Source organism: Cycloclasticus sp. (genome assembly GCF_019090545.1).
Classification (GTDB): domain Bacteria; phylum Pseudomonadota; class Gammaproteobacteria; order Methylococcales; family Cycloclasticaceae; genus Cycloclasticus; species Cycloclasticus pugetii.
Genome location: NZ_JAHRVT010000030.1, coordinates 96,084 through 120,944, shown reverse-complemented (window position 1 = coordinate 120,944; position 24,861 = coordinate 96,084). Strand labels below are relative to the sequence as shown.

Sequence of the window (24,861 nt, the reverse complement as noted above, 5' to 3'; positions counted from 1 at the left end):
GCCGATTACATCCCCAGTTTCTTTTCAAGGTAATGAATATTATAGACGCCTGAGGCAAAATCTTTGTCGACCACAATGTCCTTTAATAACGGGATATTGGTGTGAATGCCATCAATAACCGTTTCGTTAAGAGCTGTTTTTGTGCGAGCAAGTGCAGAGTCGCGAGAGGGGCCTGATGCGATCAGTTTGCCGATCATCGAGTCATAGTATTGAGGCACGGTGTAGCCGTTATAGATATGGCTATCAAAGCGAATGCCAGGACCGCCTGGGATATGTAACTGTGTGATTTTCCCTGGTGAAGGCATAAAGGTTTCAGAATGCTCAGCATTTAGACGACATTCAATAGCGTGACCTGAAATTTTAATATCATCTTGCGTGTAACCAAGTGGTAGACCAGCGGCAATTTTCAGTTGTTCAGCAACAATATCGACACCAGTGACAATTTCTGTAATTGGATGCTCTACTTGAACCCGTGTATTCATTTCAATGAAATAAAATTCACCTTTCTCATATAAGAACTCAAAGGTTCCTGCTCCATAGTAGCCAATATCTGTACAGGCTTTCGCACAGCGAGTACCAATTTCTTGGCGAACCTCTTCGCTGATGCCAATTGCGGGCGCTTCTTCAATTACTTTTTGGTGCTTACGCTGAGTTGAGCAATCACGTTCTCCCAAGTGAATGGCGTTACCGTGTTGGTCGGCCAGCACTTGGAATTCGATATGGCGTGGCGTTTCAAGGAATTTCTCCATATACACCATATCGTTACCAAAAAAGTTTTTAGCCTCGGTTTTGGTCAGTGAAATGGCATTCAAAAGGGCTGCTTCTGTATGAACCACACGCATCCCGCGGCCACCACCACCGCCAGCAGCTTTAATGATAATGGGGTAGCCAATATCACGGGCTAATCTGACATTTCGTTCTTTGTCATCGTTTAACGGGCCATCTGAACCGGGAACGCAAGGCACGCCAGCCTTAATCATTGCCTCAATCGCTGAGACTTTATCACCCATTAGGCGAATTGTTTCCGAGCGAGGGCCAATAAATGTAAAGCCGCTTTGTTCTACGCGTTCAGCAAAGTCCGCATTTTCAGACAAAAAGCCGTAGCCGGGGTGAATAGCTTGGGCATCGGTAATTTCTGCAGCACTAATAATGGCGGGTACGTTTAGGTAGCTTTCTGTAGATGAAGGACCGCCAATACAAACGGATTCATCTGCTAAACGAACGTGTTTTAAATCACGGTCGGCAGAGGAGTGAACGGCAACTGTTTGGATGCCCATTTCGCGACAGGCACGCAAAATACGCAAAGCAATTTCACCACGGTTGGCAATAAGAATTTTATCGAACATATTTTTCTCGTCTCAGGGGCGGTTATTCGATGATGAAAAGTGGCTGATCAAATTCGACTGGGTGGCCATTCTCAGTCAACACTGATGCAATAACACCAGATTTGTCCGCTTCAATTTGGTTAAGGATTTTCATTGCTTCAATAATGCACAAGGTATCGCCTTTTTGAACGGATTGACCTATTTTGACGAAAGGGGCCGAGCCTGGCGCAGGTGCGTCATAAAACGTGCCGACCATTGGAGAAGTAATAACATGTCCAGACGGCTGTTCAGTATTGTCGCTTGCAGCTGCTTGAGGCGCAGCGCTGGCAACGGCTGGAGCGGCAGCAGGTGCAGGCATTTGTGTTACGGCAACAGGTTGTGTTGAAGAGTAACGATTGATACGTACAGACTCTTCACCTTCGTGAATTTCAATTTCTGCAATATCGGACTCTTCGATGAGTTCGATCAGTTTTTTAACTTTTCTTATATCCATAATTAATCTCTTGATGGTTTTTGTATTAATGGGAGAGCTGCAAGCAGCGCTAATTTATAACTGTCGGGGCCGAAGCCACAGATAACACCTTTGGCAATATCTGAAAAATAAGAGTGTTGGCGAAATGACTCGCGAGCATGAACATTTGATAAGTGAAGCTCAATAAAAGGTGTGTCGCTTGCTAATAGGGCATCACGCAAGGCAACGCTTGTATGCGTAAAAGCCGCTGGGTTTAATAAGATAACAGCAACCTTATCATGCTTACTTTGTTGTACTTTATTAACAAGGTCATGCTCTGCATTACTTTGATAGAAAAGCAATTCGTGTCCGTGTTGTTCGGCCAGCTGAGTTAAGGAATGCTCTATATCTGCGAGAGTTTGAGCACCATAAATCCCAGGTTCTCGTGTGCCTAGCATATTTAGGTTTGGGCCGTTGATGACTGAAATAATTGCCATAATGTACTAACTTAAAAATAATTGGTTATGCAATTTCATCTTGCAATAAGGGGGGATTTTGCCAAAGCTTTTGGATAAAGTCTATATAAAATGTTATTTCGCGAAAGATAAAGACAAATATAAGCAAGTTAGCAGGAGTTAGCCTTTTGAAAGCTGAATGGATTTAAGAATTTTGGATCGTTCAAGAAGCCCTACTTGACGAGTAATAATGCGGCCTTCAGGGTTGATAATAACAGAAAAAGGAAGGGCGCCCATGGTGTTGCCGTATTGCCTTGCTAGATCCAGACCCTGTATTTTGGCAATTAAATTTGGGTAGTTGATGCCTACTTCTAAAGCAAATTTGTTAACTGAGACCGTGTTATCAATGGCAACTCCAATGAACTGTAGGTTGGTTGCACCATATTCTTTTTGCATGGCAATGAATTCAGGGATTTCTTCACGACAAGGTGGGCACCAAGTTGCCCAGAAATTAAGCACGATATAATTGCCGTCCCATTCCTTAATGTTTCGTAACTGGCCTTGAAGGTCGGGAAAAGAAAACTCTGGCCGCATGGTTGGGGCCTGCTGAGTAGCTGTTGTGTCGTTAGAGCTAATAGTTAAAGGGTTCTTGCTAAACAAAGTGATAGCAACGGTAGCGAAGATAAGTATAAAACCAATTGAAAATAGAGCCTTCTTCTTCATTTATTTCAGTATTTGTAGTTGTTTTAGAAAATCGTCAGCTGCCATATAGCCGATGACTCGATGTTGTTTTATTTCAGTGCCGTTAGGCGAAAAAAATAAAATGGCTGGTGGCCCAATAAGTGAGAAAGCATTTAATAATGCTCGATCTTCATCATTATTTTTGGTGACATCTGCTTGCAACAGCAGGGTGTTTTTTAAAGCCTGTTGGATAGATGGTTCACTAAAGGTAAAGGCTTCCATTTCTTTACAGGAAACACACCAGTCAGCATAAAAATCTAACATGACGAATTGTTTGTTTTGAGAGGCAAGCTGTAAAGCAGCCTGTAAGTCGTCAATATTTTGGATTCTCTTAAATGGCAGGCTATGCTGTAGAGTGTTATTTTTTTGCGAAAGACTAAAGTTGGCTAAAGGTTTTAAGGGGTTGCTTCCGCCGGAGGCTGCACCGAGCATTAAAATAACACCATAGATCATCAAAATAGCACCGACTCCTTTGGATAGTTTTTGCCAACCCGAAGAATTTTCTGGTAACCGATCCAGTGCGTTAAGGTAAATCGCGCAAATAATAAATAAGCTTGCCCACAAAAGGAGTGTGATGCTGGCCGGTAAAATGCGCTCAACAAGCCAGATAGCGACAGCCAATAATAACACCCCAAAGAAGTACTTAATGGGTTCCATCCAGTGCCCGGCCTTAGGTAATAATTTACCCGCAGAAACACCGATAATTAGTAAGGGAATGCCCATACCGAGGCCTAACGAGAATAGTGCAAGGCCGCCTAATACAGCATCGCCCGTTTGTCCTATATAAATCAACACCCCGGCGAGTGGCGCAGCAACACAGGGGCCAACAATAAGTGTCGATAAAATACCCATGATTGCACTGCCCCATAAGGAGCCGTGTTTTTGGTGTTGTGACAGTTGAGATAGTTTACTTTGGAGTGCATTAGGCAGCTGTATTTGATACAAGCCAAACATCGATAAAGCAAGTAACACAAAAAGCCCACTAAAGATGCTGAGAATCCAAGGGTTTTGAAAGGTGGCTTGTAAGTTACTACCAAACAGGCCCGCTAATATGCCGAAAAGCGCATACGTTATTGCCGAGGCAAACACGTAACTAAAGGATAAATAAAAGGCTTTACGTGTAGTAAGGCTTTTGCCATGCCCAATAATAATGCCAGACAGAATAGGGATCATGGGAAATACACAAGGCGTCAATGAGAGTAATAGACCAAACCCCAGGAAGGTTAAAGCGGTCAACCAAACGGTATTGTCCACAAGAGCTTTGGCGATTCGGCCCTGTTCCGAAATATTGCTAGGGGTAGGTTTTGTCGGCTGGGTAATATTTAGGTGGTTTGTCGGTTGCAGGGATAAGCTCACCGTTTTATTCATGGGCGGGTAGCAAACCCCAATATCAGCACAGCCTTGAAATCGAATGTTGAGCGTTACGTTAGTGGGTTTAACAAGTGGATTGGTTAAGCGTTGGGTGAGTCGTAAATCATGGTAATAAACCACCGTATCACCAAATATCTCATCTACTTTGCGCTTGCCTTTTGGGAATTTTATTGCTTCTAACTGAACGCCTTGAGGGTTGATTACTGTTACCTCAACCTGTTGTTGATATAAGTAATAACCGTCAGCAATTTGCCAATTTAAGATAATGTGTTGTTGGTCGTTTACCTCTGCAAAAAATTTAAAGGCATCGTCTGGTTCCAGTAATGCATCAGAGGGGGAAGTGCTGAATCGATCAAATAAATCACCTATTGTATCGGTAATATTTTTTTTATTAAGGTCTGCCTCAGCTGCAAGCCCCATTGATGTAGAAAATACAGCGCAAAGGAGAAGACATAAAATAATTACATTTCTTGTTTTCATTGAGTAATTGATTGGGTCAGTATGCTAACTTGAAATATCAAGCATTGCTCAGGTGCTTGTTGTTCATTGTTATTTGTAGGCATTATAACGCCACCGGTAATACAAAGGAGCTGATTTTGTTTTGCATAGAGATTAGGACCTGAAGAGCTCCTGATATCTTTCTTTTTAATGTTGTTATTGTGCTGTTTATCTGTATGCCAGTTTTTACAAAGGCATCGTTCCTGTGTAAGCTGTTGGCTATGAATCCCTTTTCTGTTTTTTTGTTACTCTTAATTGTTGTCCCTGTGGTGGAAATTTATTTTCTTATTCAGGTGGGAGGCATAATCGGTGCGTTTCCTACCGTTGTGTTGATTTTGCTGACAGCGGTATTAGGTGCTTACCTGTTTAGATTGCAGGGCCTAGCAACACTACAGCGCATACAGGCAAGCCTGTCTAGAGCTGAGATACCAGCAGTGGAGATGGTTGAGGGTGCTATGTTGCTGGTCAGTGGAGCCTTGCTGTTAACACCAGGCTTTTTGACGGACATTATTGGTTTTCTTTGTTTAGTGCCGTCGTTACGATATCGCTTTGCGCGCTCTATTCTGCAGAGCTCGTTAATGGGCCAAGCCTCTTTCCAACAAGATGGCCCGTTTCAACAAGGCAGCCGTGAAGACGCGTTGGATGGGGATATCATCGAAGGTGAGTTCAAGCGGGAAGACGAGACTGATGTAACAAAAAAAACAACTAAACCACCTAAGCTATAAAACGACTTCAAACCCTTCAAAGTTAGGGTGCCCAATATATAAACCTTTTGTTTGCCCGGCTTGAGCGTGCACTTGTTTAAACGCGTCCGAGTGAGTCCAGTCATCAAAAGCCGCTTTATCTTGCCATGTTGTATGTGAGGCAAATAGGGTGTGATCCTCAAGTGCTGGGCCACGTAAAAGGTGAAATGTTTTAAAACCAGGGACTTCATTTAAGCGAGATTCGCGTGAACGCCAAACTTCTTCAAACTCGTTTTCTTTGCCAAGGCTTACTTTAAAGCGGTTCATTGCGATAAACATAACACTGCTCCTTTTTGGTTAAATAAGACTTTTTTACCATTCATTACGCTGAATAATCGAGACTATTAAATGGATATCGTCGTCGTTAATGATACGTTAACTAAAGAGGTTAGCGTATGTTCTTTTAAGACTGCAATATAAATATTTAGTAAGGGGACTAATACCACTAGTGGTTCAAGGGGTGTTGACAGTGCGTGCAAAATGCGATACTTAGATAAGTGTTGCACTGCAATAAAAACACTGTATAATCCAACTCAGCAAAGAAGAAGTTATTGCTTATACCTTAAAACAAATAAAAGGATATGACATGTTAAATAATCTAGAAACTTTATTCGCTCCTGCTAAAAAATTAGTTGAATTAAATAAAGCACAGTTCGAAAAAGCTATTGCCGCACAACAAGCTGCAGCTAAAGAATATGTTGCTCTCACTGAAGCACGCATTAAAGCGGCTACTGCCATTACAGATCTTGAAGGCCTAAGTGCTTTTGTTAAAGATCAGGTTGAACTGGCCCAAAGTAGCTTTGAAAAAGTACAAGCTGATAGTAAAGAATTGATTGAAGAGGTTAAGGCTTATAACGAAGAAGTGATTAAGCTTGTTCAAGAAAGCAACTCAGTAGTAACTCAAGAAGTTAAAGACACTGTAAAAAAAGCAGCTAAAAAAGCAGCTTAAAGTGAAACTAATTGCTTGACCATTTGTGAGAAGTCCTCTTTTTGAGGATGGTTTAATAGCTATAAAAATCCGCTGCCAAATTTGGTAGCGGATTTTTTTTGTTTATGAGTATCTTAAGGAAACAGAGGTTATATTTTTTATAGTCAGTTTAGGCGTTTAACTTACAGAAATGGGCGAATGTTTGGTTGGCTGGTTTTCAGATGCTCTTTAAATGCGTTAACTTGATTGGGTGTGCGTTCAGTTCTCGTCAGGCTAATGTTGACCTCGGCGATAATATGACTAGGGGGGGCGGATAAAAATAAAATGCGATCGGCTAGTGTTATCGCTTCGCTTAAATCATGGGTAACAAATAATATAGACCTTGGTTTTTCATGCCATAAGTTTAATAAAGCCCCTCTGGCTTTGTTCGCGTTGGCCTGGTCGAGCGAAACGAACGGCTCATCCATTAACAACAAGTTACTTGGTAAGCAAAAAGCTCTTGCAAGTGAAACCCGTCGTTGCATTCCCAGTGATAAATGATGGGGGTAGCTATGTAGATGGTCGCCTAAGTTTAAGGATTGAAGAGTTTTTATTATGCTGGCTAAAGAAGCATCGGGCTGGGTTGCTAATTGAATGTTTTCCAAGACAGTTCGCCATGGTAATAAACGGGGAGTTTGGAAAACGTAACTGGGTCGAAGCTTGCTGCTTTGACTATTAATAGTACCGTCATAATCACTATCAAGGTCCGCGATAATATTAAGCAGCGTTGTTTTGCCACAGCCTGATGGGCCGACAAGGCAGACAAACTCATTATTTGTTATATCGAAAGAAAGGTTGTCTATGACGGTGAACGTTTCCTTAAGCCCACTTTTTGGAAAGTTCTTCTTTTTTATATCGACAGTAAGAGAGCTCATCGTACGTTATTTCCAGCGTTGAGATTTTTTGTCCAAGGGTTTTAATATCATGCTTTCTATCAATTGAATGACAATAATAAAAGAAACGGTATAAGCCATAATGCTGGGGATATCAAAAAGTTGAAAAAACAGGTGTATTTGATAACCCATGCCATCGCTTCTGCCTAACATTTCAACGACTAAAATTATTTTCCATATTAGAGCAAGGCCGGTTCTGGCGGCAGCCATAATGTAAGGAAAGAGTTGGGGGAGAATTACATGACGCAATGTCTTGTAGCGCCCAAATCGATAAGCCCTAGTCATTTCCATAAGGTGCTCATCTAGGTTTTTAGTGCCTTCTCTAATGGTGACGATAACGTTGGGAATCTTGTTGATAACGACAGCGAAAATAGCAGCTGTTTCAATCAAACCAAACCAAATGTAACACAAGATAATAGTCACCAAAGCAGGGATATTTAGCAGAATGATTAGCCAACTATCAAAAAATTGATTGAGTGAATTGTGCCGCCCTAAAAGAATCCCAATGGCGGTTCCTATAAGCATGGCCAGAAAAAAACTAATTATTAACCGATATAAAGTTACGCCAAGGTGATGTGGTAATTCATGGGTTTGAATAGCATGTGCCAGTGTCTTATAAACCAGTAAAGGTGAGGGTAAGACGGGGCTGTTAAATGTGACCGCGGCAAGTTGCCAAATTAATATCAGCAGCCCTAATGATAACACCGAGTTTAAGAATGAGGAGCGTAGCATCATGAGGTTGATTAATTAATGGCCGCTATTCCAAAATAAATTAGGGTCAAATTGCTTGACTGTCCCGACAAGTTTTTCACCTCCAATATCGGCTAATATAGAGTAAATATCAGCAATGGCTTGTTTCTCTTCAGCTGAAAATTTTTTAATTTGTCCTTCGCAATAACTCTTGCGTAACAGTTGTTGAGTCAGTGTGTTGTGTGTCTTGGTTAGCGGCAAGATGGCTTTCCAGTGTTTATCGGAAGTACATAAGAGCTGAGTGGCATCATGGCTAGCGGTGAGAAAATTATTGAGGCTGATTGACTGCTCTCGTGCCCATTTTTCACTAAAAACGTAGCCAAGGATGGGAACGGTTTTGTTGATACCGAGTTGCTGAATAATCTCATGCGTATTAATAATTTCACGATAAGCATCTGCTTTTAAACGCGTACTATAGTGCCAATAATTGATTAGGGCGTCCAACTGGCCTTGTTTGATGAGGCTATTGAGCAGCGGTGGGGCGCCAAAAAATGTATCGAGGCCTGTTTGAAGGTCGATGCCTTTTTTTAATGCTAATGCTCGGAGTAACAGCCAGTTTTTATCTAGCTCGCCTCCTGCGATCCCTAATCTCTTACCGCTCAAATCCTTGATGGAATGAATAGCTGAGTCATTAGGCACCATAATAGAACCTGCCGCGGATGAATAGGGGGCAAATAAATAATCAGATGAGAATTGGCGTTGGCGCGCAACCCATGTCCAATCTGAGACAATAATATCGGCGGCACCTGCTTGCAGTGCAATTTTGCCCGCTTGAGTGTTGGCTAAAGGCTGGATGATGAGTTCAAAACCATTTTTTTTATCAAGTCGGTTTTTCTTTATGGTTTCTAATGTCCAGTTAACAGTACCAAACTTAAGGACAGATATTTTTATCGGCGTGCCTGTATCGGCGACAGCGCTATAAGATAAAATAAATGCAGTAATCAGTACGTAGCTGGTGAGGTATGTTTTTAATGATAGTCGCATCTATAGTAAAGGGGGGCTGTTGTAATAATTGTTATAGAAGCTAGTTTATCTTAATTACAGTGAAGGTGAAGTGAATGATGAAATAGGCCTTGGGAGGTATATAAAAGCCCTAGTTTGGAGTTAGCTTTATGAACTAATTTATTGACCTATAAATTTAAACTGCGGTAAGGTGTACAAAGTACGAATGTGGCTGTAAGTCATTAATTATAAATGAGAATAATTTTCAAATGAAAGTAATTCTCAAGAAGCTCGTAACCTTTTGAAGTGCGGGAGTTTCTTAAGAAAAATTAGGAGAAGCAGTTTAGATTGTATGAATGCCGTATCGCCAATAATAAACACAAATAAGTTAATCGACAAATTTGGTCGACAAGTCACCTATGTGCGAATTTCTGTGACAGACCGTTGTGATTTTCGCTGTGTGTATTGTATGAGCGAGGATATGGAGTTTTTACCGCGCGAAGAGGTATTGAGCTTAGAGGAAATAACTCGTTTATCGAAGGCTTTTGTAGAAATGGGCGTGACGAAAATTCGTATAACAGGGGGTGAGCCTTTGGTACGAAAAGATATCGTCAATATGCTGGCAGATGTTGCTAAGTTAGAGGGCTTGGAAGAATTAGTTATTACGACAAATGGTTCGCAATTAACTAAATTAGCACACCCATTGAAAGAGGCTGGCGTCAAACGAATCAATATCAGCTTAGATAGTCTTGATGCGGATAAATTCAAAAAAGTAACGCGAGTGGGTGACCTTAATACTGTCTTAGAAGGTATTCAAGCTGCTAAAAAAGCGGGCTTTGAAAAAATTAAACTAAATGCGGTGATTCTTAAAAATAGGAATCACGATGAGGTAAACAGCTTAGTTCAGTTTGCAATGAAAGAGGGGCTCGATATCAGCTTTATTGAAGAAATGCCTTTAGGGGCCATAGAAAGTCACTCGAGACAAGAGGCGTATTACTCTAGTGATGAAATTAAGCGCGATATAGAACAACAATTTGAATTGCTACCAAGTACAAAAAATACGGGTGGTCCAGCACGTTATTACGGCGTAAAAGGTTATGATAATTTGGTAGGTTTTATTTCTCCACATAGCCATAACTTTTGTGATACTTGCAATAGAGTGCGTGTTACAGCATCGGGCTTGTTGTTATTGTGTCTGGGGCAAGAGCACTCAATGGATTTAAAGCAGGTACTAAGAGCGAACCCAACAGATTTAAATAAGGTCAAAGAAGCGCTTATAGAGTCAATGGACATAAAGCCTAAAGGGCATGATTTTGATATGACAGAACAACCTGTTATTTTTCGACATATGAGTGTTACGGGCGGTTAAGTGTGAGTGTGGCAAAGAGGTAAGTTTTACCAATCAAATTAGGCCTTATGTCTTTACGGTATAAATTTTTTGTTAATGTTATTAAAAGTAAATAGAACCCACAGGAGGGTGTTATGCAGATGTCATTAGTTATTGACGCAAATAAATGTACGGGTTGTTTGCAGTGTGAAATGGCTTGTTCTTATGAAGGCGAGGGTGTTTTTAACCCAGCAAAATCCAGAATTAAAATCTTCCCATTTCATGAAGAAGGTATTTTTGTACCTTACACGTGTACCCAATGTGATGAAGCGTGGTGTATGCATGCTTGTCCTGTTGAAGCGATTCAGTTGAATAAAGAAACAGGCGCAAAAGAAATTGTTAATGATTTATGTGTTGGCTGTAAAGTTTGCACGATTGCCTGCCCATTCGGAACGGTTAACTATAATGCAGACAGTGGCAAAGTGATTAAATGTGATTTATGTGGCGGTGACCCAGAGTGTGCAAAAGCATGCCCAACGGATGCTATTACTTATCAAGATGCGAACTGGACTGGGTATGACAAAATGAAAGGTTATGCGGCGAAAGCGATGCCAGCAAAATAACGACTGACGTTATAAGATAAATGGCATTCATCGGCGTTTGATATCCATTAGCTGATCAAAGTGCTAATAGAAAGGGCGAGACAAAAGTCTCGCTTTTTTTATGCTTTATTTTAGCTTTAAAGGAACGTGTGATGAATCGAAAAGTTGCAACCTGAACAGCAAAGCCAGTGTTCTTTGAGTTGACAACAAGTGAGGCTGAATAATGAAACTATTTAAAAAAAAACAATTTACATTAGACATGGGGTTCTCGCGCAAAGAGTTTCTTTCGTTGCTCGAGAACCAAAATAAATTGGTTTATAAACGCGATGAAAATCTCATTATCTTTACAGTAGCTGATCAACAGGCGCGTCTTAGCTTAGGTCATGAGGGTACGCATAAAGTATCCTCTACGCGCCTACCAATGTTGCCCGTGAGCTTTGACTTTTCAACGATGGATGATGAAAAGCAAGCGCAGTTTATGGACGTGTTTTTGCTTAAGTTTCTTCGTGGTGGGGGCTAGCCAGTCCCGTAAGTTTCTTGATACTTAAGAATACTGTTTAAATGCTCAGGTTCAGCTGATTCTTTGAGGTAATCGATAATGTCTGCTAAGCCAATAATAGAAGCGACTTTAAAGCCATAGCTTTCTTCTACATCGTCGATTGCTGAGGTGTCGCCACGACCTTTTTCTTGCCGATTAAGCGCGATTAGAACACCGGATGCAGTCGCATTAGCTGATCGAATAATATCGACAGACTCTCTAACCGAGGTTCCGGCACTAATAACATCATCAACAATGATAGCGTTACCCTTCAGTTCTGAGCCGACTAACAAGCCACCTTCGCCGTGGTCTTTGACTTCTTTACGATTAAAAACATAGGGTATATCTTGATTTGACACCTCAGATAAGCCAATAGACACAGCGCAAACAAGTGGAATGCCTTTATAAGCGGGGCCATATAAAATATTGTAATCCATGCCAGAGTCTATCAAGGCATGTGCATAGAAATGCCCTAATTTTCGTAAACGATAGCCCGTGTTAAATAGCCCGGTGTTAAAAAAGTAAGGGCTAATTCGGCCAGACTTTAGGGTGAATTGTCCGAATTTGAGTGCGTTGCATTGCAGGGCGAATTCAATAAACTCGCGTTTGTAATTTTTCATGGTCTGATTATCTGGGTTAATGTTGGGCTATTTTATACTGAAAGGTGCTCTATTTCGTAGGAACGAAGCAATCTTTTGGCGCGATATTATTCTGAATCAGTTTGTGCAGTTAGGTTAACTTCTTGGCTGCTGATATCAATTTCTATGTTTAACTCAATCGGGCGGCAGCAGACACTGCAGTCCTCGACTGTTTGATGGTTGCCTTGAGAGGTGTCGATGAAGGTATCGATTCGTTCTCCGCAGTATGGGCAACTGTAAGTTTTGTTGATCAGTAATTCGTTCATTCGCTGGGTAAAAAGTGTTCTACGGTATCATTTAGAAAGTTCCATCCTTGCTCGGTGCAGCGGTAGCTTGAAGCGTTCCGCTGTAATAATTTCTTGTTAACCAGTGAGTCTAAGATGGCTTGTATTTGGTAAGCGTTTTGATGTGTTTGTTGTTGATAGTGGTCAACTGTAAAGCCTGATTTTAAGCGCAAAGCATTCATCATGTATTCAAAAGGTAACTCAGCGTCTTTAACGATATTTTTTCCACCTATAACATCTTGAGTGCCCGCCAGCTTGATGTAGTCTCGAGGCAGTTTCTTTTTCCAATAGCGTGAGATAGTACCTTGTTCATCGGTTAACTTGCCATGTGCGCCCGCGCCGATTCCAATGTAGTCGCCAAATTGCCAATAATTTAGGTTATGACGAGACTGCTGCCCCTCGGCAGCATAGGCAGATACCTCGTATTGGTTAAGTTCGTTATCAATTTTTGTTTGACAGGCAACTTGCATATCCCAAATTAACTCATCATGCGGTAACGCTGGTGGGTGTTTATAAAATAAGGTGTTTTTTTCAAGGGTGAGTTGATAATGAGACAGGTGGCCTGTGTGGTAACTTAGTGCCATTTCAACGTCGTCAATGGCTTGTTGGATGTTCTGGCCGGGTAAGCCAAACATGAGGTCAAGATTGATTCTATTAAAACCAGCTTTTTGTGCTAGTTGGATGGCATTATGCGCTTGCTCAGCATCATGAACACGGCCCAGTTTTTTCAAATGTTCGTTATTAAAGCTTTGCACGCCAATGGATAGGCGGTTAATACCAATTGCGTGAAAGTCAGAAAATTTCTTGGCTTCGGCTGTACCAGGATTAGCTTCTAAGGTAATTTCAGTCTGTTTATTAATACCCAGCGCATTATCGGTTGCCTCTAGAATGCGGTGAATACTAGCAGCGGAAAAGAGGCTGGGTGTGCCGCCACCGATAAAGATACTTTTTAATGACTTATTGTTAACAGTTTCTATTTCGGTTGAGAGATCTTTTATCAGCGCGTTAACGTACAGTTCTTCGTTATAGTCGCCTTTTTTTTCATGTGAATTAAAGTCACAATAGGGGCATTTTTTAATGCACCAAGGGATATGAATATAGAGGCTATAATCTGTTGAGCCTTTTGTCATGCTTGCGTCGTGAAGTAATCAGAAATTTGAGGCATGAGTTGGTTCAATGCTTTGGCGCGATGACTGATTGTGTTTTTGATAGAGGGCGCTAGCTCAGCAGAGAGGCACTGGTGTTCAGGGGTAAAAAAAACGGGGTCATAGCCAAAACCATTATCGCCATTTTCTTGAAATGCGATACGCCCTTCCCAAACACCATGAGAGATCAAAGGGGAAGGGTCATTAGCATGTGCCATGAAAACCATCACGCAATGAAAGCGTGCTGTACGTTTTTCCTGAGCTACGTCGGCTAACGCATTGAGTAACTTTGCGGTATTTTTTTTATCGTTGCTGGGTAAGCCTGCATAACGGGCAGAATAGACGCCAGGCGCGCCATTAAGGGCATCAACTTCTAGTCCAGAGTCATCCGCAATGGCAGGTAAACCTGAAATTTTTGTTGCTTGTCTAGCCTTAATGATAGCGTTTTCAATAAACGTAGTGCCGGTTTCTTCGGCATCAGGCACATCAAAATGTGATTGTGAAACAATCTCAATGTTTTGATGTTTAAGCATCGCCTGAATTTCTGCTATTTTCCCTTTATTGCTGCTGGCCAGCACAAGTTGTTGGATCATTTTGCTAAGGCGTCACGCTGTTGCTGCATTAATTCGCTAATGCCAGATGCGGCAAGGTTTAACATTTCATCCAGTTCTTCACGACGGAAAGCATGCCCTTCCGCAGTGCCTTGAACTTCGATGAAGGCACCTGCTTCATTCATAATGACATTCATGTCAGTTTCCGCTTCGGAATCTTCGGGGTAGTCTAAGTCTAGTACTGGCACGCCGTTGAAAATGCCTACAGAGACAGCAGCAATTTGACCATGGATTGGGTTTTTCTTGATTTTTTTCTCATCGAGTAATTTTTCAATAGCCAATGACAAAGCAATAAAACTCCCCGTAATAGAGGCGGTGCGTGTCCCGCCATCTGCTTGAAGAACATCGCAGTCGATAGTGATCGTGTAGCCATCTAGTGCGTTTAGATCAACGGCGGCACGCAAAGAACGACCTATGAGACGTTGAATTTCTTGTGTGCGACCGCTTTGTTTGCCGCGCGCAGCTTCGCGACCCATACGGCTGTGTGTTGAACGCGGAAGCATGCCGTACTCAGCAGTGACCCAGCCTTGACCTTTGTCTTTTAAAAACCTTGGTACACGGCTTTCAACCGAAGCGGTGCATAGGACTTGGGTGTCACCACAGGCAATTAATACAGACCCTTCGGCGTGAATCGTAAAGTTGGTTGTTATTTTTACTTCGCGAAGTTGGTCAGGGTTACGTCCACTGGGTCTCATGTTTTTTCCTATGATAATAATATTGAATGACGGGCAACGTTGAAAATGCCACGTTTGATAATATGCGCATTATAGGCCAGAAAAATCACTTTATCTGACTGAATTAAGAATTCTGGCGGTAGTTTATGATATTCAATAAGTCGTCGATGGACTGGGGCCTTTTAGAGGGTGACATTTGCATGGCCCAGTCGATAGCGTAAAGAATATTTTCATTAATTTGCTTCTTATAAAGACGGTGGGCCGATTGCCTTTTTTCAATAGCGACAACGTCTGATGAGCTTATAGGGGCGGTTCTATCTAAACAAGTGCGCATGCTAGCGCCTATTGCATAGCAATCACTCCAAGGGCCTAGTGTTTTGCTTTGCTCGTGTTGTTCTGGTGCAGCGTAACCCTTTGTCATGCTATGTGAATTTAGCTGTTGTTGGTTTTTGTAAGACAGTGCTGAACCAAAATCGAGGATGAGAGGGTTGCATGAGGGTCTTAATAGAATGTTATCGGGTTTAATATCGAGATGAAGTAACCCTCTGTGATGCATGTTTTTAATACATCGCATTACGGGTAGAAAAACGTCCAGTAAAAACTCAGTGGTCGCGATATTTGTTGAATCTTTTAACCAATTTCCAAGGGTTATACCGTAGTCATAATTCATCACTAAGTAAGCGGTATTATTGCAGAGGAAAAAATTAAGCACGCTAACAATGTTTGGGTGTTTGATGGTTGTTAATAAGGTGGCTTCTTTCATAAATAACTGGCGGCCACGTTGGAATAAGTTTAGTGCCGCCGAGTCAATAGGCATGACAGCGTTGCCATCGCGTCTAGTTAGGTGTTTAGGCTTGTATTCTTTGATAGCAACTTGTTGCTGATCTTTTAGTTGGCGAGCTAAATAGACGGTGCTGAAACCGCCTTGTGCAATGACGCGTTCGATAATATATTCATTAACAACAGTGCCAGAGGGTAAGGTCTCGGTATGATTTGTTGTTGCGTGTGTAGGAAGTGAGAAGGTGTTTTTTGTCATCAGGGTATTAATCTTTTTAAAAACAGCCTAATATTTATTGTTTAACGTTAAGTATAGGCGACAAAATGATAAGAAGTATGACTGCTTTTGCAAGTAGTGAGTGTGAAGTTGAAGGATACACGTTGATTTGGGAGATTCGGTCAGTTAATCATCGTTATTTAGATGTTTCACCTCGGTTGCCTGAAATATTTCGTACGATTGAACCATTAGTTCGTGAGGCAGTTGGCAAGCGGCTAAAGCGTGGCAAAGTTGATTGTAACTTGGTTTACAGAAAACAAAAGCAAGGCGAAGAAAGCATTGAAATAAATCAAGCACGCTTGAAGCAGTTGCTAACAGCAACCTCGAAGATCGAAACGAATATGGAACAGTTTCAGAAGCTGTCTGCGTTAGATATTTTACGTTGGCCGGGTGTGCAAGCAGAGGTAAGGGAGGACTTAGAGCCGGTGCATGATGGTGCGATGTTATTATTAAATCAGGCGTTAGAGCAATTGATTGACTCGCGTGAACGAGAAGGCGCCAATATATTGGAAATGGTTGATTCGCGTTGTGAGCTGATTCAAGAACAAATGGACATAGCTAAAACACGGTTACCAGAAGTGCAGGGTTTACTGCGTGAAAAGCTAGAAAAGAAAATTAAGGACTTGATGGATGAGCCTGAGCAAGCAAGGCTTGAGCAAGAACTCGTTTATTTTTTACAAAAAATGGATGTCGAAGAAGAGCTAGATAGGCTTGAGTCACATGTTAAGGAAGTACGTAGGATTTTGCACCAAGAAGAACCGGTTGGACGACGGTTAGATTTTTTGATGCAAGAACTTAATCGAGAAGCGAATACCTTGGGATCAAAGTCGGCAGATATCCAAACAACGAATGTTTCTGTTGAGTTAAAAGTTCTGATAGAACAAATGCGAGAACAAATTCAAAACATAGAATAAAGGACAAAAGTGACGAGAACAGGGCAATTATTTATCGTATCTGCACCCTCGGGGGCTGGTAAAACAAGTTTAGTGAAGGCGTTATTAGAGACACTCTCAGATATTGAGGTGTCTGTTTCAAGTACAACGAGAGCACCACGGTCAGGTGAGGTGAGTGGTATTGATTATCACTTTATCAGCGAGGAAGGCTTTCAACAGGTTGTTGCGCAAGATGGCTTTTTAGAATACGCGACCGTTTTTGGCAATTCGTATGGAACGTCCAAGCGCTTAGTTGATGAAAAGTTAGCACAAGGGGTGGATATTATTCTAGAGATTGACTGGCAAGGGGCGCAACAAGTTCGCCGTGTGATGAAGGATAGCTGTTCAATATTTATTTTGCCACCGTCCAAACAGGTTCTCGAGGAAAGGTTGCGAGGACGTGGGTTAGATAGCGACGAGGTTATCAATAAGCGAATGCGTACAGCAGTGGATGAAATGGTGCATCATGAAGAATATGATTTCTTGGTGGTCAATGATGATTTTGAAGTGGCTTTGGACGAGCTAGCCATGATTGTAAAGACTCAACGATTAGCCATGAAAAGGGGAAAACTCACCCACTCGGCTTTGATCAATCAGTTGCTTAATTAATTATTTAAAAATATAGTATAATGTTCGACTATTCAAATTATTTCATATTTAAAAGGGGTTCAAATGGCACGTGTAACAGTTTCTGACTGTCTTGAAAAATTAGACAACCGTTTTGAGTTGGTTTTATTAGCTTCAAGACGTGCGCGCCAGATAATGGATGGTGCTGATTCAAGCCTTGAGCTTGAAAATGATAAACCAACTGTTCTTGCTCTGAGAGAAATCGCAGCCGGTCATATCACCGAAGAAGCGTTGGACTTGGTTGATAATCCACCGATTGAAGAGTTGTTTATTGAAGACGCTGATTCAACTGAGCAAGTGACTGTTGAAGAAAACTAGGGTTGGCCAACTAAAAAATTAGAAACGCTGCCTATTCGCCAATAGAGTTTTGGTGATAGACTCAAATGCTCATGATGCTCTCATGGGCATTTTTTATGTGAAAAAGAAAATAATTGTAGATGGATGTAGAAAAAGAAAACGTTGAATTGCCGCAAACGGCCTTGTTAGCAGAGCTAATGTCAGTGTTGTCTGAGTACTTATCGCAGGAGCAATTGGATCAGGTTCATCAGGCGTACCAAGTGGCCAGTGAAGCACATGCTGGACAATACCGATTGAGTGGTGAAGATTATATTTGTCACCCAGTGTCTGTCGCACTCATTTTAAGTCATATGAAAATGGATGTTGACTGCATTATGGCTGCCATAATGCATGATCTTCTTGAAGATACAGACACGACCTATGAGGAATTGGCGTCGTTATTTAATGATGATGTTGCTGGCCTTGTTGATGCAGTGAGTAAACTCACAAAAATTAACTTTAAAACTCGTGAAGAAGCGCAGGCTGAAAATATGCGCAAAATGTTTTTGGCAATGGCAAAAGATTTGCGAGTGATTATTATTAAATTAGCTGACCGTTTGCATAATATGCGAACAATTAAGGTGATGAAACCCGCTAGCAGACGGCGGATTGCCAAAGAAACATTAGATATTTATGCGCCTATTGCACATCGGCTAGGAATGCATGAGTTTCGGCTTGAATTAGAAGACCTTAGTTTTGAAGCAATGTTCCCTCGTCGCAGAGCGATTATCAATAAAAGTATTAAAAAAGCTCGAGGCAACCGAAAAGAGGTCGTCGATAAAGTAGAGAAATTACTGGTAGAAAAGTTTTTAGACACCGACTTTCCGGGCGTTATTTACGGGCGTGAAAAGAACTTATACAGCGTTTATCGAAAAATGAAACGGCAAAACATACCCTTTAACGAAGTGTTTGATGTGTATGCCTTTAGGGTGATTGTCGAGACAATTGAGCAATGCTATCAAGCCTTAGGCTTGCTGCATAATTTATTCAAACCGGTACCGGGTCGGTTTAAAGATTACATCGCTTTGCCAAAAACGAATGGTTATCAGTCATTACATACCGTATTAGTTGGGCCCTTTGGAGTGCCAATAGAGCTTCAAATTAGAACCTTAGAAATGGATCGTTTGGCTGAGTCAGGGATTGCCGCACATTGGCTTTATAAAACAACAGATGTTGCGCATGATGCAAAAGTGAGAGCGCATGAATGGTTAAGGAACCTGTTAGAAACGCAAAAGGGTTCTGATGACTCGTTTGAGTTTATTGATACGTTAAAGGTGGATCTGTTTCCGACAGAAATTTTTGTGTTCTCGCCGAAAGGCAAAATTGTTAAATTGCCTAAAGGCTCTACGGCGGTTGATTTTGCCTTTGCGGTTCATACCGATATTGGTATGGCGTGTGCTGGCGTGAAGATAAATAGAATAATGGAGCCGTTGCACACAGTGCTTAGAAATGGCCAAACTATTGAAATTATGACCAGTGATTTCGCAGTCTGTAACCCCAATTGGTTAAATTTTGTTGTAACCAACAAAGCAAGGCACGCTATTCGAAATCACCTTAAAGAATTTAAAGAGCGTGATGCTATTCGTCTTGGTGGTCAACTGTTGAATGCAGAGTTTAAAAGTGTCGGCTTAAATTTTGATGATGTTGACCCTGAACAATTACAAAAGTTTTTAAGCGAACAGCAAATTGGTTCGCTTGATGCCTTATTGATGGATTTGGGCTTTGGTAATCGAATGCCTTTGTTGGTTGCGCAACATTTAATTGCAGCAGCTGGGGATGAAGACTCCTTCATCGACATTGCCAAGGGTAAGCAAGCAACAGCCACGCTTAATATCCACGGTGCAGATGGGATGCTGATTAATTTGGGTACCTGCTGTAGGCCAATTCCAGGCGATAAAATTATTGGTTTCTTTAACCCTGGGCGTGGTGTGGTGGTACATCGGGTGCATTGTAAAAACACACGGGAATATAAACGCAAACACAAAAATTGGTTAAGTGTTCAGTGGGCCAATATTGTGGAAGGCGAGTTTAGTTCCGATATAGGCTTAGAGTTAAAGAACGAGCGGGGTGTTTTAGCAGAGATTGCATCAATATTATCATCGTATGATTGTAATATTGAAAACATCAAAATAGCCTCACGTTCTGCAGATGCTTCTAGTGATGTTTTTACCATAACGGTACGGGACAGGAAGCATTTAGCAAGGGTGATGCGTCGTTTACATGCACTTGCATCGGTTATAAAAATAGCACGAATTAGGAACTAAGGAGGGCGCTTTGCAAAAAACAGTCATTCATACAGATTTAGCACCAGATGCTATCGGCACTTATTCGCAGGCGATTAAGGTGGACCAAACGGTTTATTTATCCGGTCAAATTCCACTATTGCCAGAAACTATGGTGCTGGTTAGCGGCGGCATTGAAGAGCAAATTGAACAAGTATTAAAAAACTTAACCGCTGTGGCACAAGCGGCAGGCGGTGGTTTGGCAGATATTGTAAAACTAAATATTTATCTAACTGATATGGCGGACTTTCCGGTGGTCAATGAAAAAATGGCGGCCCACTTTTCGCAGCCCTACCCAGCACGAGCGGCAATAGGCGTGGCTGAATTACCAAAAAATAGTCGTGTCGAAATGGACGCTGTCATGGTATTGGTTGACGATTAATACTATTGCATAGAAGGCTGTCATAGTGGTGGATAGTTATTTGGATGATTTGCCCATAACTTACCTTAAAGGTGTTGGCGAAAAAGTAGCCGAAAAATTAAGTCGGCTAGGGATCGTGAGTGTTGCAGATATCTTGTTTCATTTGCCATTTCGTTATGAAGACAGAAGCAAGGTGGTTGCGATAGGCTCGTTGAAAACAGGGGAGTCGTCTTTATTTGAAGGTCAAGTTGAGTTAGCAGAGGTGGTTTTTAGGGGGCGACGCTCTTTGCTCGTTCGCTTGAGTGATGGGACGGGCTTTGTCACATTACGTTTTTTTCACTTTTCAAACAGTCAAAAACAAGCTATGCAGCGTGGTCAGTGGCTACGTTGTTTTGGTGATATTAAATCTTATAGTAAACAAGGGGTTGCTGATGTGGTCCACCCTGAATATCAGCTGATTAATGAAGCGCAACGCGGTGAAATTCAAGAAGGTTTGCTTGCGGTTTACCCAGTAACAGATGGCTTACATCAAGCATCATTTAGGAAACTGATAAGGCAGGCTTTTTTGCTCCTTCAACAAGGGATGGGCATTCGTGATTGTTTGCCGCAGTCCATGTTGAGTCAACGCGGTCTGCCTACGTTAGTAGACAGTTTGCAGCAATTACACTACCCAGACACAATGCCAAGCTTGGATGCCAGTCAGCGACCGGCATTTAAACGCTTAATATTTGAAGAATTACTGGCTCATCACCTTAGTTTAAGTCGGTTAAAAAAAGGCGTTCGTTGTGATGTTGCGCCGAGTTTTAAATCGACTGGGGAAAGTCGACAGCGTTTTTTAACATCATTGGGTTTTGAGCTGACTAATGCACAAAACCGAGTGATTCAAGAAATATTGTCAGATCTGGCACGTTCACACCCGATGCAACGTTTATTACAAGGGGATGTTGGTTCAGGGAAAACAGTGGTTGCAGCGTGTGCTGCCTTAGCAGCTACAGAGGCGGGGTATCAGGTAGCAATGATGGCACCAACAGAACTATTAGCAGAGCAACATTTCAAAAACTTCCAATTGTGGCTAAAAGATCTAGGTGTTCAAGTGGATTGGCTTGTTGGGCAACATAAGGGTAAAACATACGAGTCAATTACTGCCGATATTGCCGAAGGTCGGTCTAACATCGTAATTGGCACACAAGCCTTGTTTCAAAAAAAAGTAATCTTTGCAAACCTAGGTCTAGTCATTATTGATGAACAGCATCGGTTTGGTGTGCATCAACGATTAGCGTTACGCGATAAAGGAGCGAAGACAGGGGTTTATCCGCATCAGTTGGTGATGACAGCAACCCCCATTCCAAGAACCCTAGCAATGTTAGGGTATGCAGATTTAGATTTGTCGATTATTAACGAGCTACCACCCGGGCGAACACCAGTGACCACGGCGGTGCTTCCGGTCTCTAAAAGAGAACAAATTATTGAGCGAATTGAAAAAGGGGTTGAGGATGGCCGGCAAGTGTATTGGGTTTGTACGCTGGTTGAAGAGTCGGAGGCTTTACAGTGTCAGGCAGCTGAAGTAGCGGCTGATTTGCTGCGAGAGTGTTTACCAAGGTTGAAAATTGGCTTGGTACATGGTCGGATGACAGCACAAGAAAAGCAGACTGTGATGATGCAATTTAAGCAGCAAGCATTACAGGTTCTGGTGGCGACAACGGTTATTGAAGTAGGTGTTGATGTACCTAACGCAAGTCTAATGGTCATTGAAAATGCCGAACGTTTGGGCTTGGCGCAACTACATCAACTGCGAGGTAGGGTCGGCAGGGGGCAACGAGAAAGTCATTGTGTGCTGATGTATAAGGCGCCGTTGTCAAAAAATGCCAGTGAGCGGTTATCAATTATGCGTGAAACAACGGATGGTTTTAAAATTGCCGAAAAAGACATGCAATTGCGTGGTCCAGGGGAAATATTAGGTCAGCGACAGGCTGGTTTTATGCGGTTTAAAGTGGCTGACTTAGTGCGAGATGCTGAGTTGTTAGATCAAGTGGCACTGTCTGCGGAGGAGGTTTTGCGAATACAGCCGGAGTTAGTTGAGCCATTAGTTCACCGTTGGATAGCGAATTCAGTAGAATATGCACAAGTTTAATTGAGTCAGGCTGTGTTGAAGAACATTAATAACTTTTTCCTACAAGAACCCGTATGGCGTGCGTTAAGCCGATGGCCAATACACTCGATGCCGCAACAGGTGGTAGACTGGTTATTAGAGCCTAATTCACTTACTGTGCGAATGAAAAATACATTTGATGAGCCTTTTAGTGTCAATGTGTTAGGGCAAGGACTGGCAAAACCTTTATTGGCGGATGCCCGCTATTTAAATCAGCGCCCGTATCGGTATGCGCTTATTCGTGAGGTGCAGCTGAATATTAATAATCAACCGTTTGTATTTGCACGGACCACTTTGCCAAGAAAAGCTGCCCATCACTTGCAAGAATTAACACACCTAGGGGACAAACCGCTGGGCGAAGTCATTTTTAGTGACCCAAGGTTAAAAAGAGTAGGGCTTGATCTGGCTAAAATTGGCTGCCATCAGTTAAACCTAGAAACTCAAAAAATGCTTGAAGGTCAGCCGCATATCTGGGCACGTCGTAATGCTTATCAGCTTAATAAACACGTGTTTTTGGTTAGCGAGTTTTTTTTACCAGCTTTGTTTAATTAATGATGAAATTAGAATTAAAAAAAGAAAACATTGAGGCGTATTGGCGTTTAACACGCATGCATAAGCCAATTGGTAGCCTATTATTACTTTGGCCGATGTATTGGGCGCTTTGGATCGCCAGTAATGGCAAGCCGGATATTCTGGTTTTGATCGTGTTTACGTTGGGCGTGGTGTTGATGCGTTCGGCTGGCTGTGTGATTAACGATTATGCAGATAGAAAACTTGACCCGCATGTGTTGCGAACAAAAGATCGACCGCTAGCCTTAGGGCAAGTAGAGCCCACTGAAGCATTGCAATTATTTTTTGTTTTGGTTTTTGCGTCGTCGCTGTTGGTGTTACTGATGAACACGCTGACAATTTATTTATCATTGGGTGCTGTTTTTTTAGCCTCGTTGTATCCCTTTATGAAACGCCATACTCATTTGCCGCAAATATTCTTAGGCATGGCATTTGGCTGGGCCGTTCCTATGATTTTTGCTGCTCAAACAAATACTGTGCCTGCGATGGCTTGGCTGATCTTTACCGCTACAGTGATATGGGCAGTGATCTACGATACGATGTACGCAATGGTTGACCGTGATGATGATTTAAAAATTGGGGTTAAATCTACGGCCATTTTGTTCGGTGATTTGGATAAAGTATTGATTGGTTTTTTCCAGTTATTATTTTTTATAGCGTTGATTATGATTGGGCAAAAAGCAGATTTGGGCAGCCTTTATTTTACAGCCGTCTTCATTGCGTTTTTACTGTCTATTTACCATCAGTATTTGATCAAAGATCGAGATCGCTCAAAGTGTATGGCGGCGTTTTTAAATAATAACTGGCTCGGTTTAATCGTTTTTGTAGGTATAGCTGCGGACTATGCAGTAAAAGGTATTGTTGCTTAAGCCCGAGCAAAAGCCCAAATTTCAACCTGTTGCACTCCTTTTTTCTTCAGCGTTTTGGCAATTTCGTTTGCTGTCGACCCAGTCGTGACCACGTCATCAATAACAGCAATGGATCTAACTTCTATTGATGGCTCATAGCAAAAAGCATTCTTTAAGTTTTTTCGACGTTCGCTGGCTTTAAGGCTGGTTTGGCTCGTGCTGTTAATGATTCGAGTCAGGTCGGGCGAAACCAGAGGAATGTTGAGCTCTTTATGTATATGTTGAGCGATAAGTTCTGCTTGGTTAAACCCTCGTTCTTTTAGGCGTTTTGGGTGTAGTGGAACAGCTATTAGGGCGTCAGGTAGTTTTTCGAGAGTTTTGAAGTGCTGCCCCATTAAGTGCCCGATGGTTCTTGCGCAACTGTGTTTTGCTTGAAATTTTAATGATTTAATTAAAAATTGTGCAATACCTTCGTATCGGTATAACGAAAACACATGGTCAAAACAGGGTGGCCTTTGTAGGCAGCGGCCACAAATGGATGATACAGCGCTGAGCTCTATATTGCAGACTGGGCATGCGTGTGTTGATGGTTTTAGTTCTTGTAGGCATTCAGTGCATAGGTCTAATGCATTATGCCCTGGCTGATCACAAATAAAACAAGTGGGCGGGTAAAGGTTAAATTGGATAATATTTGACCAGTTGTCCATTTTTGTATAAATTAATTTTGACAACTTTTTAACCTAATGT

The 24,861-nt window shown here is 41.9% G+C and carries 29 protein-coding genes; 13 read left to right on the top strand and 16 right to left on the bottom strand.

Going from position 1 to position 24,861, the window contains the following annotated elements; translation table 11 throughout:
* Positions 1-5: 5 nt before the first annotated feature.
* The 5 genes from accC to KUG63_RS07205 all read right to left on the bottom strand — a co-directional run bounded on the left by accC (position 6) and on the right by KUG63_RS07205 (position 4,823).
* A complete protein-coding gene (gene accC, locus KUG63_RS07225) occupies positions 6-1,346 on the bottom strand; it encodes an acetyl-CoA carboxylase biotin carboxylase subunit (protein ID WP_015006657.1) in 1,341 nt (446 codons plus the stop codon).
* Positions 1,347-1,368: 22 nt separating this feature from the next.
* A complete protein-coding gene (gene accB, locus KUG63_RS07220; protein ID WP_015006656.1) occupies positions 1,369-1,818 on the bottom strand; it encodes an acetyl-CoA carboxylase biotin carboxyl carrier protein in 450 nt (149 codons plus the stop codon).
* Between the two features lie 2 nt (positions 1,819-1,820).
* Positions 1,821-2,273, bottom strand: a complete 453-nt coding sequence (gene aroQ / locus KUG63_RS07215) for a type II 3-dehydroquinate dehydratase (RefSeq protein WP_015006655.1) — start codon at positions 2,271-2,273, stop codon at positions 1,821-1,823.
* A 138-nt stretch (positions 2,274-2,411) separates the two neighbouring features.
* Entirely contained in the window at positions 2,412-2,954 is a 543-nt protein-coding gene (locus KUG63_RS07210) for a TlpA family protein disulfide reductase (protein ID WP_287554543.1), read from the bottom strand.
* Positions 2,955-4,823 (bottom strand): protein-disulfide reductase DsbD, encoded by a 1,869-nt coding sequence (locus tag KUG63_RS07205; RefSeq protein ID WP_084709583.1) that lies wholly within the window; start codon positions 4,821-4,823, stop codon positions 2,955-2,957. It abuts the gene before it with no gap.
* A 239-nt stretch (positions 4,824-5,062) separates the two neighbouring features.
* On the opposite strand from KUG63_RS07205, the gene KUG63_RS07200 reads away from it, so the two are divergent.
* Positions 5,063-5,566 carry an FxsA family protein gene (locus KUG63_RS07200; protein ID WP_015006652.1) on the top strand — a complete coding sequence of 168 codons (504 nt, stop codon included), beginning with the start codon at positions 5,063-5,065 and terminating at the stop codon, positions 5,564-5,566.
* Here the strand turns inward: KUG63_RS07200 and KUG63_RS07195 are convergent.
* On the bottom strand, positions 5,561-5,863 hold the full coding sequence (locus tag KUG63_RS07195) for an antibiotic biosynthesis monooxygenase family protein (protein ID WP_015006651.1): 303 nt from the start codon (positions 5,861-5,863) through the stop codon (positions 5,561-5,563). The two genes, KUG63_RS07200 and KUG63_RS07195, sit on opposite strands and share 6 nt — an antisense overlap.
* A 307-nt stretch (positions 5,864-6,170) precedes the next feature.
* Here KUG63_RS07195 and KUG63_RS07190 point away from each other — a divergent pair, with 307 nt between their 5' ends.
* Positions 6,171-6,533 (top strand): phasin family protein, encoded by a 363-nt coding sequence (locus tag KUG63_RS07190; protein WP_015006650.1) that lies wholly within the window; start codon positions 6,171-6,173, stop codon positions 6,531-6,533.
* Between the two features lie 161 nt (positions 6,534-6,694).
* Here the strand turns inward: KUG63_RS07190 and KUG63_RS07185 are convergent, their stop codons facing one another.
* Genes KUG63_RS07185 through KUG63_RS07175 form a run of 3 tightly spaced genes read right to left on the bottom strand, consistent with a single transcriptional unit; the run spans position 6,695 to position 9,178 of the window.
* A complete protein-coding gene (locus KUG63_RS07185; protein ID WP_287554540.1) occupies positions 6,695-7,426 on the bottom strand; it encodes an ABC transporter ATP-binding protein in 732 nt (243 codons plus the stop codon).
* A gap of 6 nt (positions 7,427-7,432) precedes the next feature.
* Complete coding sequence (locus KUG63_RS07180) at positions 7,433-8,179, bottom strand: ABC transporter permease (protein ID WP_287554538.1); 747 nt, start codon at positions 8,177-8,179, stop codon at positions 7,433-7,435.
* A 12-nt stretch (positions 8,180-8,191) separates the two neighbouring features.
* Complete coding sequence (locus tag KUG63_RS07175; RefSeq protein WP_015006647.1) at positions 8,192-9,178, bottom strand: ABC transporter substrate-binding protein; 987 nt, start codon at positions 9,176-9,178, stop codon at positions 8,192-8,194.
* Positions 9,179-9,488: 310 nt separating this feature from the next.
* Between KUG63_RS07175 and moaA the strand changes: the two genes are divergently transcribed.
* The 3 genes from moaA to KUG63_RS07160 all read left to right on the top strand — a co-directional run bounded on the left by moaA (position 9,489) and on the right by KUG63_RS07160 (position 11,585).
* On the top strand, positions 9,489-10,505 hold the full coding sequence (moaA, locus tag KUG63_RS07170) for a GTP 3',8-cyclase MoaA (protein WP_015006646.1): 1,017 nt from the start codon (positions 9,489-9,491) through the stop codon (positions 10,503-10,505).
* A gap of 113 nt (positions 10,506-10,618) precedes the next feature.
* Positions 10,619-11,086, top strand: coding sequence for a 4Fe-4S dicluster domain-containing protein (locus KUG63_RS07165; RefSeq protein WP_015006645.1), 468 nt, complete (start codon positions 10,619-10,621; stop codon positions 11,084-11,086).
* A gap of 202 nt (positions 11,087-11,288) precedes the next feature.
* Complete coding sequence (locus tag KUG63_RS07160; RefSeq protein WP_015006644.1) at positions 11,289-11,585, top strand: hypothetical protein; 297 nt, start codon at positions 11,289-11,291, stop codon at positions 11,583-11,585.
* On the opposite strand, the gene pyrE is transcribed toward KUG63_RS07160, so the two are convergent.
* The 6 genes from pyrE to KUG63_RS07130 form a co-directional block, all read right to left on the bottom strand.
* Positions 11,582-12,223, bottom strand: coding sequence for an orotate phosphoribosyltransferase (pyrE, locus tag KUG63_RS07155; protein WP_015006643.1), 642 nt, complete (start codon positions 12,221-12,223; stop codon positions 11,582-11,584). The two genes, KUG63_RS07160 and pyrE, sit on opposite strands and share 4 nt — an antisense overlap.
* A gap of 86 nt (positions 12,224-12,309) precedes the next feature.
* Positions 12,310-12,507 (bottom strand): CPXCG motif-containing cysteine-rich protein, encoded by a 198-nt coding sequence (locus KUG63_RS07150; RefSeq protein ID WP_015006642.1) that lies wholly within the window; start codon positions 12,505-12,507, stop codon positions 12,310-12,312.
* Positions 12,504-13,655: a radical SAM family heme chaperone HemW gene (hemW, locus tag KUG63_RS07145; protein WP_020932119.1), complete on the bottom strand. Its 1,152-nt coding sequence runs from the start codon at positions 13,653-13,655 to the stop codon at positions 12,504-12,506. Before hemW ends, KUG63_RS07150 begins: the two co-directional genes overlap by 4 nt.
* Positions 13,652-14,263 (bottom strand): XTP/dITP diphosphatase, encoded by a 612-nt coding sequence (locus KUG63_RS07140; protein WP_015006640.1) that lies wholly within the window; start codon positions 14,261-14,263, stop codon positions 13,652-13,654. The genes hemW and KUG63_RS07140 overlap by 4 nt, the downstream gene beginning before the upstream one ends.
* A complete protein-coding gene (rph, locus tag KUG63_RS07135; protein ID WP_015006639.1) occupies positions 14,260-14,976 on the bottom strand; it encodes a ribonuclease PH in 717 nt (238 codons plus the stop codon). The genes KUG63_RS07140 and rph overlap by 4 nt, the downstream gene beginning before the upstream one ends.
* A gap of 103 nt (positions 14,977-15,079) precedes the next feature.
* Positions 15,080-15,991: a serine/threonine protein kinase gene (locus tag KUG63_RS07130; RefSeq protein ID WP_287554535.1), complete on the bottom strand. Its 912-nt coding sequence runs from the start codon at positions 15,989-15,991 to the stop codon at positions 15,080-15,082.
* Between the two features lie 65 nt (positions 15,992-16,056).
* Here KUG63_RS07130 and KUG63_RS07125 point away from each other — a divergent pair, with 65 nt between their 5' ends.
* The 8 genes from KUG63_RS07125 (at position 16,057) to ubiA (ending at position 24,135) form a co-directional block, all read left to right on the top strand.
* Positions 16,057-16,923: a YicC/YloC family endoribonuclease gene (locus KUG63_RS07125; RefSeq protein WP_015006637.1), complete on the top strand. Its 867-nt coding sequence runs from the start codon at positions 16,057-16,059 to the stop codon at positions 16,921-16,923.
* 9 nt (positions 16,924-16,932) lie between these two features.
* Positions 16,933-17,550, top strand: a complete 618-nt coding sequence (gene gmk, locus KUG63_RS07120; protein ID WP_015006636.1) for a guanylate kinase — start codon at positions 16,933-16,935, stop codon at positions 17,548-17,550.
* A gap of 63 nt (positions 17,551-17,613) precedes the next feature.
* On the top strand, positions 17,614-17,886 hold the full coding sequence (gene rpoZ / locus KUG63_RS07115; RefSeq protein WP_015006635.1) for a DNA-directed RNA polymerase subunit omega: 273 nt from the start codon (positions 17,614-17,616) through the stop codon (positions 17,884-17,886).
* 119 nt (positions 17,887-18,005) lie between these two features.
* The gene (locus tag KUG63_RS07110; protein ID WP_015006634.1) at positions 18,006-20,168 is read left to right on the top strand and encodes a RelA/SpoT family protein; all 2,163 of its coding nucleotides are present in this window, start codon (positions 18,006-18,008) and stop codon (positions 20,166-20,168) included.
* 10 nt (positions 20,169-20,178) lie between these two features.
* Positions 20,179-20,568, top strand: coding sequence for a RidA family protein (locus KUG63_RS07105; protein WP_015006633.1), 390 nt, complete (start codon positions 20,179-20,181; stop codon positions 20,566-20,568).
* A 25-nt stretch (positions 20,569-20,593) separates the two neighbouring features.
* A complete protein-coding gene (gene recG / locus KUG63_RS07100) occupies positions 20,594-22,678 on the top strand; it encodes an ATP-dependent DNA helicase RecG (protein WP_277642135.1) in 2,085 nt (694 codons plus the stop codon).
* A gap of 15 nt (positions 22,679-22,693) precedes the next feature.
* The gene (locus KUG63_RS07095; protein ID WP_223253220.1) at positions 22,694-23,248 is read left to right on the top strand and encodes a chorismate--pyruvate lyase family protein; all 555 of its coding nucleotides are present in this window, start codon (positions 22,694-22,696) and stop codon (positions 23,246-23,248) included.
* The gene (gene ubiA / locus KUG63_RS07090; protein ID WP_041932878.1) at positions 23,248-24,135 is read left to right on the top strand and encodes a 4-hydroxybenzoate octaprenyltransferase; all 888 of its coding nucleotides are present in this window, start codon (positions 23,248-23,250) and stop codon (positions 24,133-24,135) included. Before KUG63_RS07095 ends, ubiA begins: the two co-directional genes overlap by 1 nt.
* Here ubiA and KUG63_RS07085 read toward each other — a convergent pair.
* Complete coding sequence (locus KUG63_RS07085) at positions 24,132-24,845, bottom strand: ComF family protein (RefSeq protein WP_287554532.1); 714 nt, start codon at positions 24,843-24,845, stop codon at positions 24,132-24,134. The genes ubiA and KUG63_RS07085 overlap by 4 nt on opposite strands.
* Between the last annotated feature and the right edge of the window lie 16 nt (positions 24,846-24,861).

Bases quoted from the DNA above. Each gene is read 5' to 3' on its own strand.
- accC (WP_015006657.1), bottom strand. From the start codon at position 1,346: ATGTTCGATAAAATTCTTATTGCCAACCGTGGTGAAATTGCTTTGCGT.
- accB (WP_015006656.1), bottom strand. From the start codon at position 1,818: ATGGATATAAGAAAAGTTAAAAAACTGATCGAACTCATCGAAGAGTCC.
- aroQ (WP_015006655.1), bottom strand. From the start codon at position 2,273: ATGGCAATTATTTCAGTCATCAACGGCCCAAACCTAAATATGCTAGGC.
- KUG63_RS07210 (WP_287554543.1), bottom strand. From the start codon at position 2,954: ATGAAGAAGAAGGCTCTATTTTCAATTGGTTTTATACTTATCTTCGCT.
- KUG63_RS07205 (WP_084709583.1), bottom strand. From the start codon at position 4,823: ATGAAAACAAGAAATGTAATTATTTTATGTCTTCTCCTTTGCGCTGTA.
- KUG63_RS07200 (WP_015006652.1), top strand. From the start codon at position 5,063: ATGAATCCCTTTTCTGTTTTTTTGTTACTCTTAATTGTTGTCCCTGTG.
- KUG63_RS07195 (WP_015006651.1), bottom strand. From the start codon at position 5,863: ATGTTTATCGCAATGAACCGCTTTAAAGTAAGCCTTGGCAAAGAAAAC.
- KUG63_RS07190 (WP_015006650.1), top strand. From the start codon at position 6,171: ATGTTAAATAATCTAGAAACTTTATTCGCTCCTGCTAAAAAATTAGTT.
- KUG63_RS07185 (WP_287554540.1), bottom strand. From the start codon at position 7,426: ATGAGCTCTCTTACTGTCGATATAAAAAAGAAGAACTTTCCAAAAAGT.
- KUG63_RS07180 (WP_287554538.1), bottom strand. From the start codon at position 8,179: ATGATGCTACGCTCCTCATTCTTAAACTCGGTGTTATCATTAGGGCTG.
- KUG63_RS07175 (WP_015006647.1), bottom strand. From the start codon at position 9,178: ATGCGACTATCATTAAAAACATACCTCACCAGCTACGTACTGATTACT.
- moaA (WP_015006646.1), top strand. From the start codon at position 9,489: ATGAATGCCGTATCGCCAATAATAAACACAAATAAGTTAATCGACAAA.
- KUG63_RS07165 (WP_015006645.1), top strand. From the start codon at position 10,619: ATGCAGATGTCATTAGTTATTGACGCAAATAAATGTACGGGTTGTTTG.
- KUG63_RS07160 (WP_015006644.1), top strand. From the start codon at position 11,289: ATGAAACTATTTAAAAAAAAACAATTTACATTAGACATGGGGTTCTCG.
- pyrE (WP_015006643.1), bottom strand. From the start codon at position 12,223: ATGAAAAATTACAAACGCGAGTTTATTGAATTCGCCCTGCAATGCAAC.
- KUG63_RS07150 (WP_015006642.1), bottom strand. From the start codon at position 12,507: ATGAACGAATTACTGATCAACAAAACTTACAGTTGCCCATACTGCGGA.
- hemW (WP_020932119.1), bottom strand. From the start codon at position 13,655: ATGACAAAAGGCTCAACAGATTATAGCCTCTATATTCATATCCCTTGG.
- KUG63_RS07140 (WP_015006640.1), bottom strand. From the start codon at position 14,263: ATGATCCAACAACTTGTGCTGGCCAGCAGCAATAAAGGGAAAATAGCA.
- rph (WP_015006639.1), bottom strand. From the start codon at position 14,976: ATGAGACCCAGTGGACGTAACCCTGACCAACTTCGCGAAGTAAAAATA.
- KUG63_RS07130 (WP_287554535.1), bottom strand. From the start codon at position 15,991: ATGACAAAAAACACCTTCTCACTTCCTACACACGCAACAACAAATCAT.
- KUG63_RS07125 (WP_015006637.1), top strand. From the start codon at position 16,057: ATGATAAGAAGTATGACTGCTTTTGCAAGTAGTGAGTGTGAAGTTGAA.
- rpoZ (WP_015006635.1), top strand. From the start codon at position 17,614: ATGGCACGTGTAACAGTTTCTGACTGTCTTGAAAAATTAGACAACCGT.
- KUG63_RS07110 (WP_015006634.1), top strand. From the start codon at position 18,006: ATGGATGTAGAAAAAGAAAACGTTGAATTGCCGCAAACGGCCTTGTTA.
- ubiA (WP_041932878.1), top strand. From the start codon at position 23,248: ATGATGAAATTAGAATTAAAAAAAGAAAACATTGAGGCGTATTGGCGT.